The sequence below is a fragment of the Streptomyces sp. SP18BB07 genome (assembly GCF_036322545.1).
Taxonomy (GTDB): Bacteria; Actinomycetota; Actinomycetes; order Streptomycetales; family Streptomycetaceae; genus Streptomyces; species Streptomyces deccanensis.
The window spans coordinates 75,820-89,269 of sequence record NZ_JAQYWT010000302.1 but is presented as its reverse complement, the minus strand read 5'-3'; the positions used below and the strand labels follow the sequence as shown (position 1 = coordinate 89,269).

Here is a 13,450-nt window from a genome sequence, read left to right as displayed (position 1 = left end):
CTGACTAGGCTGGTCGTGCAACGAGTCGGCGGGTACATCAGCGAGGAGCAGAGTCGTGGCGGTACGAGCGGTCCGGGGCGCCGTCCAACTCGAACGGGACGAGGCGGGGCACATGGACGAGCAGGTGGGCGAGCTGCTCACCGCGGTCCTGGAGCGCAACGGACTCGGTCCGGACGACCTGATCAGCATCTGGTTCACGGCCACCCCCGACCTGCACAGCGACTTCCCGGCCGCCGCGGCCCGCAAGCTCGGCACCGGCTTCGCCGACGTACCCCTGATCTGCGCGCAGGAGTTGGACATCGAGGGCGCCATGCCCCGGGTCGTACGGATCCTCGCGCACATCGAGTCCGACCGGCCGCGCTCCGAGATCGCGCACGTGTACCTGGGCGCCGCGGCCGCGCTCCGCAAGGACATCGCCCAGTGAGAACCGCACTCGTCATCGGCACCGGGCTGATCGGCACCTCCGCCGCCCTCGCTCTCGCCCAGCGCGGGGTGATCGTCCACCTCACCGACCGCGACCCCGAGCAGGCCCGTACGGCCGCCGCGCTCGGCGCGGGCACCGACGAGGCGCCCGAGGGCCCGGTGGACCTCGCGATCGTCGCCGCCCCGCCCGCGCACGTGGCCGCGACCCTCGCCGACGCCATGCGCCGGGGTCTCGCGCGCGGTTACCTCGACGTGGCGTCCGTGAAGGGCGGCCCCCGCCGGGAGCTGGAGGCGCTGGGCCTCGACCTCTCCTCCTACATCGGCAGCCACCCCATGTCGGGCCGCGAGAAGTCGGGGCCGCTGGCCGCGACCGGTGACCTCTTCGAGGGCCGCCCCTGGGTGCTCACCCCGACCCGGGACACCGACACCGAGGTCCTGAACCTCGCCCTGGAGCTGGTCTCGCACTGTCGCGCCGTGCCGGTGGTGATGGACGCGGACGCCCACGACCGGGCCGTCGCCCTGGTCTCGCACATGCCGCACCTCGTCTCCAGCCTGGTCGCCGCGCGGCTGGAGCACGCCGAGGAGGCGGCCGTCCGGCTGTGCGGGCAGGGCATCCGGGACGTGACCCGGATCGCGGCCTCCGACCCGGGCATGTGGATCGACATCCTCTCCGCCAACCCCGGCCCGGTCGCCGACCTCCTCGCCGACGTCTCCGCCGACCTCGACGAGACCGTCCAGGCCCTGCGCGCCCTCCAGGCCTCCGACGAGGCCAAGCGCCACGAGGGCGTCACCGGCATCGAGGACGTCCTGCGCCGCGGCAACGCCGGCCAGGTCCGCGTCCCCGGCAAGCACGGGTCCGCGCCGCGGAGCTACGAGGTGGTGGCGGTGCTGATCGACGACCAGCCGGGCCAGCTGGCCCGTATCTTCGCCGACGCGGGGGCCGCCGGCGTCAACATCGAGGACGTACGCATCGAGCACGCCACCGGGCAGCAGGCCGGTCTGGTGCAGCTGATGGTGGAGCCGAAGGCGGCGGTGGTGCTGACGGGGGCCCTGCGGGAGCGGGGTTGGGCGATCCGGCAGTAGGAGCGGGCCGGACGGGGCTGTCGGAGGGCCGGGCCGAGGGGCTTCGGGCAACCAGTACCCTTGTCCGGGGCGCTTTTCGCCCCGCCCCACCGCCTCGGACCAGGAAAGGTGCTCCCCAGTGGAACGCGCCACAGTGATCGTTGCCATCGACGGCCCCTCCGGCACGGGCAAGTCGAGCACCTCGAAGGCCGTGGCCGCACAGCTCGGGCTGAGCTACCTGGACACGGGCGCCCAGTACCGGGCGATCACCTGGTGGATGGTCAACAACGGCATCGACATAGAAGACCCCTCGGCGATCGCCGCCGTGGCGGGCAAGCCGGAGATCGTCTCGGGGACCGACCCGTCCGGGCCGACCATCACCGTCGACGGCACGGACGTCGCCGGGCCCATCCGCACCCAGGAGGTCACCTCCAAGGTCAGCGCCGTGAGCGCCGTCCCCGAGGTGCGGGCCCGGATCACCGAGCTGCAGCGGTCCATCGCGTCGGGCGCCGAGAACGGCATCGTCGTCGAGGGCCGCGACATCGGCACGACCGTCCTGCCGGACGCCGACCTGAAGATCTTCCTCACCGCCTCCCCGGAGGCCCGCGCCGCCCGCCGCAGCGGCGAGCTGAAGGGCTCCGACGTGCAGGCGACCCGCGAGGCGCTCCTCAAGCGGGACGCGGCGGACTCCAGCCGCAAGACCTCCCCGCTCGCCAAGGCGGACGACGCGGTCGAGGTGGACACCTCCGACCTCACCCTCCAGCAGGTCATCGAGTGCGTGGTGACCCTCGTCGAGGAGAAGCGGGCGGGGAAGTGAGCGGGGCGTCGGCGGACCGGACGACCTCGGCCGGGGCATCCCCGACCGGGATGTCTCCGGCCAGGACGCCTTCGGCCGCGGCTCCCTCGGTCACGGCTCCCTCGGTCACGGCTCCCTCGCTGCTCGGCGCCGAGGTCGGCCGGCGTATCGGCGTCGGGCTGATGTACGGCCTCTGGAAGCCGCGGGTGCTGGGCGCCTGGCGGGTCCCCACGACCGGACCGGTCATCCTCGCCGTCAACCACTCCCACAACATCGACGGTCCGATGGTCATGGGCGTGGCACCCCGCCCGACGCACTTCCTGATCAAGAAGGAGGCGTTCATCGGTCCCCTCGACCCCTTCCTGCTCGGCATCGGACAGGTCAAGGTGGACCGGTCGACCGCCGACCGCACCGCCATCACCCAGGCGCTGGCCGTCCTGGCGAACGGCGGAGTGCTGGGCATCTTCCCGGAGGGCACCCGGGGCGAGGGTGACTTCGCCTCGCTGCGCGCCGGGCTCTCCTACTTCGCCGTGCGCGGCGGAGCGCCGATCGTCCCGGTCGCCGTACTGGGAAGCACCGAGCGGCGCGGACGGTTGATCAGAGGGCTGCCCCCGCTGCGCTCCCGCGTCGACGTCGTCTTCGGCGACCCGTTCGAGGCGGGCGACGGCACCGGGCGGCGGACCCGCAAGGCACTGGACGAGGCGACCGTGCGCATCCAGAAGCAGCTCGGCGCCCACCTGGAGAACGCCCGGCGGCTCACCGGCCGCCGGTAAAACGCCGGGCGTCCGATCGGGCGCCGGGTGACACTGAGTAGTGGATCAGCCGGTTCGACAGGCCGGGCGCTCCACCGATCACCACGATGAACTACGAGGTACGGACTTCATGAACGACCAGTTTCCCTCCGAGCACGAGCACGGAGAGCTTGGCGACGCCGAGTACGCGGAGTTCATGGAGCTCGCCGCGGAAGAGGGCTTCGACATCGAGGACGTCGAGGGCGCGATCGAGGAGGCGGGTCACGGCCCGCTGCCCGTCCTCGCCGTCGTCGGCCGCCCGAACGTCGGCAAGTCGACCCTGGTGAACCGCATCATCGGCCGCCGCGAGGCGGTCGTCGAGGACAAGCCCGGCGTCACCCGCGACCGCGTCACCTACGAGGCCGAGTGGGCGGGCCGCCGCTTCAAGGTCGTCGACACCGGCGGCTGGGAGCAGGACGTCCTCGGCATCGACGCCTCCGTCGCCGCCCAGGCCGAGTACGCCATCGAGGCCGCCGACGCGGTCGTCTTCGTCGTGGACGCCAAGGTCGGCGTCACCGACACCGACGAGGCCGTCGTCCGGCTGCTCCGCAAGGCCAACAAGCCCGTGGTGCTCTGCGCCAACAAGGTCGACGGCCCGAGCGGCGAGGCCGACGCGACCGCGCTGTGGTCCCTCGGCATCGGCGAGCCGCACCCGGTCTCCTCGCTGCACGGCCGTGGCACCGGCGACATGCTGGACGCCGTCCTGGAGGCCCTGCCGGAGGCGCCCGCGCAGAGCTTCGGCACGGCCGTCGGTGGCCCGCGCCGCATCGCCCTGATCGGCCGCCCGAACGTCGGCAAGTCCTCCCTCCTCAACAAGGTGGCGAACGAGGAGCGCGTCGTCGTCAACGAGCTCGCGGGCACCACCCGTGACCCGGTCGACGAGCTGATCGAACTCGGCGGTGTCACCTGGAAGTTCGTCGACACGGCGGGCATCCGCAAGCGCGTCCATCTCCAGCAGGGCGCCGACTACTACGCCTCGCTGCGCACCGCGGCCGCCGTGGAGAAGGCGGAGGTGGCGGTCATCCTCATCGACGCCTCCGAGTCCATCTCCGTGCAGGACCAGCGCATCGTGACGATGGCCGTCGAGGCCGGTCGCGCGATGGTCATCGCCTACAACAAGTGGGACACCCTCGACGAGGAGCGCCGCTACTACCTGGAGCGGGAGATCGAGACCGAGTTCGGTCAGGTCGCCTGGGCGCCCCGGGTCAACGTCTCGGCACGCACCGGCCGCCACATGGAGAAGCTGGTCCCCGCGATCGAGACGGCCCTCGCCGGCTGGGAGACCCGCGTCCCGACGGGCCGGCTGAACGCCTTCCTCGGCGAGTTGGTCGCCGCCCACCCGCACCCGATCCGGGGCGGCAAGCAGCCCCGCATCCTCTTCGGCACCCAGGCCGGCACCAAGCCCCCGCGCTTCGTCCTCTTCGCCTCCGGCTTCATCGAGGCGGGCTACCGCCGCTTCATCGAGCGCCGGCTGCGCGAGGAGTTCGGCTTCGACGGCACCCCGATCCACATCTCGGTGCGGGTGCGCGAGAAGCGCGGCAAGAAGAAGTAGGCGCGCGAGACACGAGGAGGCGGCCACCCGGACATCCGGGTGGCCGCCTCCTCGTGTGCTGCGCTCCGCTTCAAAGACCTCGGCGCTTCAAAGACCTCGGCGTGGCCCCGGGGGCAGCGGGGACGGGATGTGGTGCATCCCCGTGTGCCCGGTGGGGATCCGCCCCACGGGCTGCCACACGGCCGTCGTCGTGGTCGTGTGACCGGGCTGGGTCTCGCGCTGGGTGGCGAGATGCCCCGCCGCGTGCCGGGCGCCGTACGAGCCGGAGGTGTACGACGCGGTGGCGCGCTGTCCCCCGGAGCCGTGCGACAGGCTCCCGAAACCCGTGAACCCCAGCTCCTCCTCCCCGTGCCGGTCGCCCGGCAGGGTCCGGTAGGTCCTGACCCACTCCGCGTAGAGCGAGTCGTAGATGGGCGTGGCCGAGGGCCCGCCCGACGGATCCTGAGTCGGCCGCATGGACGGGATCGACTGATAGGACTGGCGGCGAGGAACGTCGTATGCGTGCACGTCTGTGCCAACGACCCCACGACGGAAGGGATGCGCTCCCTCAACCATTCAGCCTCCGGCCCGGGAAGCGCCCTGAAGGGGCGCGGGGAACTGCGCGACAAGCCCCACACGACTCGCAGCCGACTGACCAGCCGCATTGCTACGGCGGGTTGTCACGGCTCGCCGAGCGGAGCGATCAGGTGCCGGCCAGCGGCAGCGTGGCGGCCACCAACTTCCCGTTCGCTGCCGCCTTGTCGAGCGCGTCCCGCAGCAGGTCCTCCCGCGGCTGACGCCCGATCGACCCGACCGGCGCCGCGAACATCAGCACCTGCTGGTGTTTGTTCGCGGCCGCCCGCCACGCGTCGGCGACCTGGAGTGCCTGGTGGGCCTGCCACCACGCGACCGGCGAACCACCAGAGTTACCCGGCTGCAGGATCGCGTGCAGCTGCCCCATGGCGAGCAGCACGGACCAGCCGTGCAGCACGGGAGGCACGGAGTCGATCTGGGGGAGCGGCATGAAGCCCTGCTCGATGAGCAGCGGTAGGAAGTCGTCGCCCGCGCCGGTCGTGCCCGGGCGTGCGATGGGGGCGGTCGGCTCGACGACCAGGGCCGGGTGCAACTCGCCGCTGAGCAGGATCAGTCCGCTGGTCACACCGAGCACGGCCTGCTCGGGCGCGGCCTGGGGCTGGCTGTCCCCGGCGATGGAACGGGCGGCGCCCTGCAGCTGCTCCTCGGTGACCTGGACGACCTGGGAGGGCAGACAGGTGGCGTGGGCGAAGGCGAGTACGGCTGTCTCGTCGCCGACGAAGAGGACGGTGCTGGTGCGCTCCTGCTCGGAGTCGCCGGGGGTGCGGCACGACGTGCAGTCGTAGCCGCCGGGGGCGTTCTCTCCGGCGAGCAGCCGGTCGGCTTCTTCGTCGCCGATCTCGGCGCGTACCTCGTCGCTGACCTCGAGCATGCGCGGCACGGGTGGCTCCTCGGGATGCGGTGCGTGTCGGTGCCGGGTGGCGCCCGGCCCATGAGCGCGGAGGTTCCGGCCCATGCAGAAGACAACGGGCGATCTGTGGCCGGAGTCACGCCCGAGGACGAACGGAATCGAACCAACCACAGCGCAGGGTGAATCCCTGGGCGGAATCGGTTACTCCGCGCCAACTTCCCGAGGGTCCGGCGAAGTTGGTCCGGTGAAGTGGGTCACAGGCCGTCGAGGTCGCGAGCCGACATATCAGGAAATCAGGGAATGAAATGAGTGGCCGGAATTGGTCGCTACTCCGGGTAACAGTGAACTGGCCTCGCAGGACAGGCGATTCCTTGCTGACAACCCGTCAACCTCCCTACATTCCCGGCCGTGTGCAACGAGCACCGCTCGGGTACGTCCACCGGTCGCGCAGAGCCAGACAGCGCGCAGCACCACCTCCGGCGGACGGGGCGGAGCGCGACACCCGCGCCCGTGCGCGGGAAGCGCCCCGCTCGGGGGGACCCCGGGTCCGTGGAGAGGGATCTTCATGTCCGACTGTGCTGATACCACGCGCGGCAACGCCCGGAAGACGCGTACGACGGCGGTTCTCGCCGGGGCGGTACTGCTCGCCCCGCTCGGACTCCTGGCCGTCGGCGGCAGCGCCTCGGCTGCCGACAGCGGAGTGTGGGACCGCATCGCCAAGTGCGAGAGCGGCGGCAACTGGCACATCAACACCGGCAACGGCTACTACGGCGGCCTGCAGTTCGCCGCCTCCACCTGGCGTGCCTACGGCGGCACCGCCTACGCGGCCACCGCCGACAAGGCCTCCAAGGCCCAGCAGATCGCGATCGCCACGAAGGTCCAGCGCGCCCAGGGCTGGGGCGCGTGGCCCACCTGTTCCGGCCGCGCCGGAGCGTCCGGCAGCGCGCCCGCAGCGCCCGCCGCGGGTTCGGCCCCCGCCGGGGCGGACGCGTCCACCGGGGCCGGGAAGTCCGCCAAGTCGGCCCCCGCGAACCCCTCGAAGGCACCCTCGAAGGCGCCGTCGCGCTCCGCCGGTCACCCCGACCGCAGCGCGTCCCGCGGCGACTACACCGTCCGGCAGGGCGACTCCCTGAGCGGCATCGCCGCCCGGCACGGGACCACCTGGCGGCAGGTCTACGCCGCCAACAGGGACGTGATCGGCGGCGACCCGAATCTGATCGTCCCGGGGCAGCGGCTCGACCTCTGACCTCTGGGCTCTGACCCGCTCAGCCCTGTCGGCCGGCCGGTCAGGCGAGTTCGGCCGCCTCCCCGGCGAACGTCAGTGCCCCGCGCCGGAGTTCGTGGACGAGGACGCCCGGTACCGCGCCCAGTCCCGGCGGCAGGCGCTGCTCGGCGACGACCACGCAGGCGTCGAGGCCGCCCAGCAGCTCGTACGTGCGGGCCGCGACCGCGGGTGACAAGCCCTGGGCGGGTTCGTCGACGAGCACGACACGCGCCCGTGCCGACAGGGCCCGGGTGAGGGCGAGCATCCGCTGCTCGCCGCCCGAGAGGGTGCCCGCACGGCGGGGGAGCAGGGGTTCGAGCGCCGGGTAGGCGTCCAGGGCGCGGGCGAGCCCGGGCGCGTCGGGTGCGGCGAGTTCGAGGTTCTCGCGCACGGTGAGCGTGCCGAAGACGGCTCGTCGTTCCGGTACGAGGACCAGGCCCCGCCGGGCGCGCTCGTACGCGGGCGTCCCGGTGATGTCGGCCCCGTCCCACACCACGGCACCCCCGGAGAGCGGGACCGTGCCGGCGAGGGCCCGCAGCGAGGTCGTACGGCCGGAGCCGTTGCGGCCCAGCAGCACGGTGAGGCCGGGGCCGGGGGCGGCCAGGGTGAGGCCGTGCAGGGCCTCCAGGGGGCCGTAGCGGACACGGGCGCGGCGCAGGGAGATGAGCGTCATCGGCCGGCCTCCGGGGCGAGGGGGCCCAGCGGGTCGAGGACGCGGTCGGCGGGGCCGGAGGTGACGATCCGGCCCGCCGCCATGACATGGACGACGTCCGCGAGTTCCGCGACGAGGTCGAGGTCGTGCTCGACGACGAGCAGGGCCGTGCCGTCGTCGGCGAGGGCGCGCAACACGCGGGCGAGGGCGGCCACCTCGGCCGAGTCGAGGCCGGCGGCGGGCTCGTCGAGCAGCAGTACGCGGGGGCTGCCGGCGAGCGCCCGCGCCAGTTCGACCCGCCGCAGCGTGCCGGTAGGCAGCCCGGCTGCCGGTGCGGTCCGTACCGCCCCGTCCAGCCCGAACAGCCGCAGGGCCCGCTCCACGGCCCGGGGGTCGGCGATCCGTCCCTGCTCGGCGCCCACGCGTACGTTGTCCGCCACGCTCAATGACGGGAAGACCGCCAGCTGTTGGAACGTCCGTGCGATGCCGAGCCGGGTACGGGCGTGTGCCGACAGCCGGGTGATGTCGCGCCCGCCGAGGCGCACCTGCCCGGTGTCCGGCCGCAGCGTTCCGGCGAGACAGTGGAAGAGGGTGCTCTTCCCGGCGCCGTTGGGACCCACGACCGCGCTGACCCGTCCCGGGAGGACGTCGAGGTCGACACCGTCGAGCGCGGCGAACTCGCCGTAGCGGAGCCGGAGCCGACGGGCGCGTAGGGAGGGGGCGGGAGAAGGGGAGGGAGCCGGGGCGGCGCCGATGGGGGTGCGGGCGGCCTGGGCGGGGCCTACCGGATCGGGGGCGGTACGAGGAGTGGAGGCGCCGACGCGGCCTTCGGGCGGACGGCTGGTGCTGGTGTCGGCGTCGGGCCCGAGTGGCTGGCGCGGGGCCCCGGACGTGGCCTTGTCGCGACCCACAGTTCGTGTCCAACCGGGCTGGCTCGCCCCCTGTCGCCCCTTCGCCGTCTCGCGCGTGCCCGTTCCGGCTTCGGCTGCCCCGCTGTCCACCGTCCCGTGCCTGCCCGTCTCGGCTCTCGCGGCTGCCTTGCTCACCGGTCCCCTCCGCCCCACCCCGGCTGCCGGCGCGCCCGACCGCAGCCGTTCCCGAGCGCGTACCCCGGTCCACGTCAGCTCGCGTCGTCCACCTGGCTCCAGCCCCGGTCGCAGGCGGGCGAAGCCCCTCCGCGCCGCCTCGTACGGGCCGTCGGGGAAGCGGCCGACCAGGGCCGCCAGGACGCCGATGACCGCGGTGGCCACGCCGGCCTCGGTGCCCGCGTCCAGGCCCACCAGCAGGGCGGCCGCCGCGAGGGCGCCGAGGGAGTTGTCGGCGCCGAGGACGACGATCGCGGCGAACCAGAGGAGGCTGCGGACGGGGTCGTAGGCGGCCGGGTCGAAGGCGCGGACACCCATCGCGAGCATGCCGCCGCCGAGCGCGGCGAGGGCGGCGCCCGTGACGAACGCCGAGAGCTTGAGCGACGGGACGCGAACGCCCGCCGCCGACGCCCCCAACTCGTGGTCCCGCACGGCGGCGAGCGCTCTGCCCGTGCGGCCCCGGCGCAGGGCGTGGGTGGCCAGGAGCGCCAGGCACAGCAGACCCAACTCCAGGACGTAGTACGCGCGGTCGCCCTCGAAGCCCGGGGGCCGGGAGAGGGTGAGGCCCGAGGTCGCGTACGGCTGGGCGAAGACGAACCGGCTCACGCCGACACCCACGGCGAACGTGGCCAGCGCCAGCGCCAAGCCCTGGCGGCTGATGGCGGGCCAGCCGGTGAGCAGGCCGAGGGGAGCCACCAGAAGGACGGCCACCAGCAGGGCGGCCGGCGCGGGGAGGCCGGGCAGGAACGGGAAGCGGCCCGCTGTCAGGAGGGCCGTGAACAGGGCGCCCAGACCCGCGTAGGCCGCCTGACCCAGGGAGATCTGGCCGCCTCGGCCCGTCACCACCACCAGGGAGAGCAGGATCACGCCGAGCGCCGGCACCTGGACGGCCGTGTGCAGGTCCTGGCCCGCGAAGCCCAGCGGGATCAGGAACAGCAGCAGGGCCACGATCCACGCCCCGCCGGGTGTGCCGGCCCGCGCGGTCGCCGGGCGGGGCAGCGCGTCGCGGTCGCCCACACCCGGCAGGACCAGCGCCGCCACGAGGAGGGCGACCACGAACAGGTTGGCGCCCACGGCCTGGAGCAACGGTTCCGCCCAGCCCGACGGATGCAGCCGGGTGAGCTGGCTCTGCGCGACCGCGACGCCCAGCGCCACCAGCACCGCCACCGGCAGGCTCCGCATCCGGGCGGCGACCGCCACGGCCACCACCTCCATCACCAGCAGCGGCATCCCGTACGGGTCGAGCCGTACGTACGGCGCCAGCAGGACGCCCGTCAGGCCGGCCGTGAAGGAGCCGAAGGCCCAGCCGGCGGCGGCGACCCGGTCCGCGTCGATGCCGCCGAGCACGGCGAGGGAGCGGTCGTCGACGACGGCGCGCAGCTCCCGGCCGAAGCGCGTCCAGCGCGTGACCGCGCCCACGGCCGCCGTGACGGCGACGGCCACCGCCAACGGGCCCCACGGGTCGGCGGAGAACAGCGTTGGCGCGTCGTCCCGTGCGCCCTGGCCCCACAGCAGTGTGGTCCCGCCGACGAGGAGGACGAAGACGCCGATGGAGGCGACGAGGGTCTGCGCCGGGTCACCGCCGAGCACGGCGAGCGGGCGGAAGACGAAGCGCTCCAGGACCAGGCCGATCGAGGGGGCCACGACCAGCAGGGTCACCACCGCCCCCGCCCAGAGGGGCCACCCCCACTCCACGGTGAACTGGCGCAGCAGATACGCGCACACCACGGCGATCGCCCCGTGCGCGAAGTTGAGCACACCGGTCGCCCGGTAGGTCACGATCAGACCGATCCCGGTGAGGGCCGCCGCGCTGCCGACCGACAGGCCGGCCAGCGTGAGGTCGTACGTCAGCGACGCCATCAGTTCTCCGGGGAGTCGTCCCGGGAGGGCGCTTCACAGATCGGGCACGGCCGCAGTTCGCCGCTCGTCAGGACCCGGGAGTCCACCGGCACCGCTTCCGTCTTGCCGGCCACCAGCGGGCAGTCGGCGCGGTGCCAGAGGGTGCCGCCGGGCACCATCAGCAGGGTGCCGCTGGTGGCGAGGGGCCCGAGCGGCTCCCGCGCGGACGCGTCGTCGTCGGCGGGCTCGGCGGCGACCAGGAGGCCGTACAACTCCTCGACCCGCGAGGCGGCCAGGGCGTTCCGGCCGTGGGCCAGGAGGACCGCGCCCGCGACGATCAGCGCGGCGCCGGGGACCGTGCAGGAGGCCAGGTAGGGGAGTTGCCGTTCGGCGAAGCGTTCGCCGGAGACGCCGTACCAGCCGACGACGCACAGCACCGCGCCGCCGGCGAGCGCGGCCCAGCCGGCCCAGAGGACGGGGTGCGCGGTCTGTAGTCGGGCTGTCCGCATCCGGGGCATCCGGGGCTCCCACACGTCGTGTGTCTGTCCATCGCAGCCGATGGCTTGCACTATGCCTTCTGCAAGCTGACCCTGAAAGAACCGGGCGCATGCCGCCCGGTCCGACACCCGGTGGTGAGCCAGATGGTTCTCGGGAGCGACCTCAGGCGGGCGAACGGACGCAGGTCCGGGGCGGCGGGACGGGGCACGGCCATGGCGGCCGCCCTGGTCCTCCTCCTCGCCCCGGCCCTCGCGGCGTGCAGCGACGACAGCGGTGGCGGCGGCGACAGCCCTCCGCCCACCCCCTCCGTGGAGCGGACGACGAGCGAACCCGCCGAGGAGACCACGAGCGCGCCCGCGGACACGGCGGCGGCCGAGCAGGAGATCAAGAAGAACTGGAAGGCGTTCTTCGACCCGGCCACCTCCACCGAGGAGAAACAGGCCGTCCTGGAGAACGGCGACGAGATGGGCCCCGTCCTCGCGGCGTTCAGCGGTGACGAGCGCGGCGGGCAGGTCGAGGCGGAGGTCCGGAAGATCGAGTTCACCTCGGCGACCGGCGCCGATGTCACGTACACCCTGCTGCTGGAGGGCGCCACGGCACTGCCGGACGCGGCGGGCACGGCCGTCGAACAGGACGGCACCTGGAAGGTGTCCGTGAAGACCCTGTGCGGGCTGGTCGCGCTGAGCGGCAATGCGACTCCGGGCCCGGGCTGCTGAGACGGCCGCCGCGGGCCTGCTGCTCCTGCTGGCCACGGCCTGCGGCAGCCGGCTCCCGGAGAGCGACTTCGAGCGGGGGAGCGCCACGCCCGCCCCGTCGAACCGTGAGCCGTTGCGCGTCGGGATCATCACCAGTGTCACCAGCCCGGTCGGCGGCGCCGCGTTCACCGGTCCGCGCGACGGCGCGAAGGCCTACTTCGCCGCGCTCAACGCGCGCGGCGGCGTCGACGGCCGCCGTGTCGAGGTGCGGGAGTGCGACGACGGCGGCAGCGGTGTCGGCAACAACGAGTGCGTGCACCGGCTCGTCGAGGAGGACGGCGTGGTGGCGCTGGTCGCCACCACCGCCCTCGACTACGCGGGCGCCGCCCGGGTCGCACGCGCGCGCGTGCCCGACATCGGGGGCCAGCCCATCGGGCCGGCGTACGACACGTACCCGTATCTCTACAGCGTCTACGGCAGCCTCGCGCCCCGGGACGGCACGACCGGCTGGGACGGGAAGCAGTACGGCGGCACCGAGGTCTACCGCTACTTCAAGCGCGAGCACGGTGCCCGGACCGCCGCCGTGGTCTCGTACAACCAGTCGGCGTCGGCCGCGTACGCCCGCCTGCTGGTCCAGGGGTTGCGGGCCGAGGGGTACGAAGTGGTCACCGAGCAGGTCGACTTCGCGCTGCCCAACTTCCGCGCGGCCGCCGCCGACCTCAAGGAGCAGGGCGCCGACCTGGTCTTCGACGCCATCGACGGCCACGGCAACGCCCGCCTCTGCGAGGCGATGGACGACGTGGGCGCCGACGTCACCGCCAAGGTCACCAACGTCCAGAACTGGACCTCCACGGTCGCCGAGGACTACGCGGACGCCCCGCGCTGCCGCAACGCCCTGTGGGCCACCGGCTCCAGCCGCAACCACGCGGACGTCGGCGACGCGGCCGTACGGGAGTTCCGGGACGCGACGAAGGGCCTGAAGACGCACTCCCAGTGGCAGTTGGAGGGCTGGGCGGCCGCGATGTGGTTCACGGACGCGGCGAGATCGTGCGCGGGGAGCGCGGAGGGCGTCACCCGCGCGTGCGTCGACCGGTTCATGAACCGCGACGAGCCCTACAGCGCCGACGGACTGCTCGTCCCCGTCCGCTTCGAGCGGCTCGCCGAGCCGCCGGCCACGCGCCGGACCTGTGTGTCGGTGGCCCGGTGGCGGGACGGGAAGGGGTGGGTGAGTCAGGGCGACATGAACGACACCTGCTTCGACGTTCCTCAACTGCCGTACAGACCCTGATGCGTTTCGAGGTGAACAGGTTGCCTCGTCCGGCTATCGATCACACAACCGTTCAAAAACAAGTTGATGATGATGTCCAACC

General features: G+C 73.3%; 13 protein-coding genes. 8 read left to right on the top strand and 5 right to left on the bottom strand.

Features of this window, described 5'->3' with window-relative positions:
- Positions 1–55 precede the first annotated feature (55 nt).
- The 5 genes from aroH to der all read left to right on the top strand — a co-directional run bounded on the left by aroH (position 56) and on the right by der (position 4,624).
- On the top strand, positions 56–424 hold the full coding sequence (gene aroH / locus PUR53_RS19175; RefSeq protein WP_319236270.1) for a chorismate mutase: 369 nt from the start codon (positions 56–58) through the stop codon (positions 422–424).
- Positions 421–1,506: a prephenate dehydrogenase gene (locus PUR53_RS19170; RefSeq protein WP_329900446.1), complete on the top strand. Its 1,086-nt coding sequence runs from the start codon at positions 421–423 to the stop codon at positions 1,504–1,506. Before aroH ends, PUR53_RS19170 begins: the two co-directional genes overlap by 4 nt.
- 118 nt (positions 1,507–1,624) lie before the next feature.
- Positions 1,625–2,302 (top strand): (d)CMP kinase, encoded by a 678-nt coding sequence (cmk, locus tag PUR53_RS19165; RefSeq protein ID WP_239753092.1) that lies wholly within the window; start codon positions 1,625–1,627, stop codon positions 2,300–2,302.
- A 50-nt stretch (positions 2,303–2,352) separates the two neighbouring features.
- Complete coding sequence (locus tag PUR53_RS19160) at positions 2,353–3,054, top strand: lysophospholipid acyltransferase family protein (protein ID WP_329909022.1); 702 nt, start codon at positions 2,353–2,355, stop codon at positions 3,052–3,054.
- 109 nt (positions 3,055–3,163) lie between these two features.
- Entirely contained in the window at positions 3,164–4,624 is a 1,461-nt protein-coding gene (gene der / locus PUR53_RS19155) for a ribosome biogenesis GTPase Der (protein WP_329900444.1), read from the top strand.
- 87 nt (positions 4,625–4,711) lie between these two features.
- Here the strand turns inward: der and PUR53_RS19150 are convergent, their stop codons facing one another.
- Together PUR53_RS19150 and PUR53_RS19145 are read right to left on the bottom strand one after the other, a co-directional pair.
- The gene (locus tag PUR53_RS19150; RefSeq protein ID WP_329900443.1) at positions 4,712–5,080 is read right to left on the bottom strand and encodes a hypothetical protein; all 369 of its coding nucleotides are present in this window, start codon (positions 5,078–5,080) and stop codon (positions 4,712–4,714) included.
- Positions 5,081–5,306: 226 nt separating this feature from the next.
- Complete coding sequence (locus tag PUR53_RS19145) at positions 5,307–6,077, bottom strand: hypothetical protein (RefSeq protein ID WP_329900442.1); 771 nt, start codon at positions 6,075–6,077, stop codon at positions 5,307–5,309.
- Positions 6,078–6,612: 535 nt separating this feature from the next.
- On the opposite strand from PUR53_RS19145, the gene PUR53_RS19140 reads away from it, so the two are divergent.
- Positions 6,613–7,293, top strand: a complete 681-nt coding sequence (locus PUR53_RS19140) for a LysM peptidoglycan-binding domain-containing protein (RefSeq protein WP_329909021.1) — start codon at positions 6,613–6,615, stop codon at positions 7,291–7,293.
- A 40-nt stretch (positions 7,294–7,333) separates the two neighbouring features.
- Here PUR53_RS19140 and PUR53_RS19135 read toward each other — a convergent pair whose 3' ends face one another.
- From PUR53_RS19135 to PUR53_RS19125, 3 genes are read right to left on the bottom strand one after another with little or no spacing between them, the layout of a single operon-like run.
- Entirely contained in the window at positions 7,334–7,984 is a 651-nt protein-coding gene (locus PUR53_RS19135; protein WP_329909020.1) for an ATP-binding cassette domain-containing protein, read from the bottom strand.
- On the bottom strand, positions 7,981–10,908 hold the full coding sequence (locus tag PUR53_RS19130) for an ABC transporter permease subunit (protein ID WP_329909019.1): 2,928 nt from the start codon (positions 10,906–10,908) through the stop codon (positions 7,981–7,983). Before PUR53_RS19130 ends, PUR53_RS19135 begins: the two co-directional genes overlap by 4 nt.
- Positions 10,908–11,396, bottom strand: a complete 489-nt coding sequence (locus tag PUR53_RS19125; protein WP_329909038.1) for a hypothetical protein — start codon at positions 11,394–11,396, stop codon at positions 10,908–10,910. Before PUR53_RS19125 ends, PUR53_RS19130 begins: the two co-directional genes overlap by 1 nt.
- 132 nt (positions 11,397–11,528) lie before the next feature.
- On the opposite strand from PUR53_RS19125, the gene PUR53_RS19120 reads away from it, so the two are divergent.
- Both PUR53_RS19120 and PUR53_RS19115 read left to right on the top strand, forming a co-directional pair.
- The gene (locus tag PUR53_RS19120; protein ID WP_443080326.1) at positions 11,529–12,101 is read left to right on the top strand and encodes a hypothetical protein; all 573 of its coding nucleotides are present in this window, start codon (positions 11,529–11,531) and stop codon (positions 12,099–12,101) included.
- On the top strand, positions 12,076–13,368 hold the full coding sequence (locus tag PUR53_RS19115; RefSeq protein ID WP_329900436.1) for an ABC transporter substrate-binding protein: 1,293 nt from the start codon (positions 12,076–12,078) through the stop codon (positions 13,366–13,368). Before PUR53_RS19120 ends, PUR53_RS19115 begins: the two co-directional genes overlap by 26 nt.
- Positions 13,369–13,450 lie beyond the last annotated feature (82 nt).

Excerpts from the sequence above, each read along its gene's own strand:
- PUR53_RS19160 (WP_329909022.1), top strand. The coding sequence starts at position 2,353 with ATGTCTCCGGCCAGGACGCCTTCGGCCGCGGCTCCCTCGGTCACGGCT.
- der (WP_329900444.1), top strand. The coding sequence starts at position 3,164 with ATGAACGACCAGTTTCCCTCCGAGCACGAGCACGGAGAGCTTGGCGAC.
- PUR53_RS19150 (WP_329900443.1), bottom strand. The coding sequence starts at position 5,080 with ATGCGGCCGACTCAGGATCCGTCGGGCGGGCCCTCGGCCACGCCCATC.
- PUR53_RS19140 (WP_329909021.1), top strand. The coding sequence starts at position 6,613 with ATGTCCGACTGTGCTGATACCACGCGCGGCAACGCCCGGAAGACGCGT.
- PUR53_RS19135 (WP_329909020.1), bottom strand. The coding sequence starts at position 7,984 with ATGACGCTCATCTCCCTGCGCCGCGCCCGTGTCCGCTACGGCCCCCTG.
- PUR53_RS19130 (WP_329909019.1), bottom strand. The coding sequence starts at position 10,908 with ATGGCGTCGCTGACGTACGACCTCACGCTGGCCGGCCTGTCGGTCGGC.
- PUR53_RS19125 (WP_329909038.1), bottom strand. The coding sequence starts at position 11,396 with ATGCGGACAGCCCGACTACAGACCGCGCACCCCGTCCTCTGGGCCGGC.
- PUR53_RS19120 (WP_443080326.1), top strand. The coding sequence starts at position 11,529 with ATGGTTCTCGGGAGCGACCTCAGGCGGGCGAACGGACGCAGGTCCGGG.
- PUR53_RS19115 (WP_329900436.1), top strand. The coding sequence starts at position 12,076 with ATGCGACTCCGGGCCCGGGCTGCTGAGACGGCCGCCGCGGGCCTGCTG.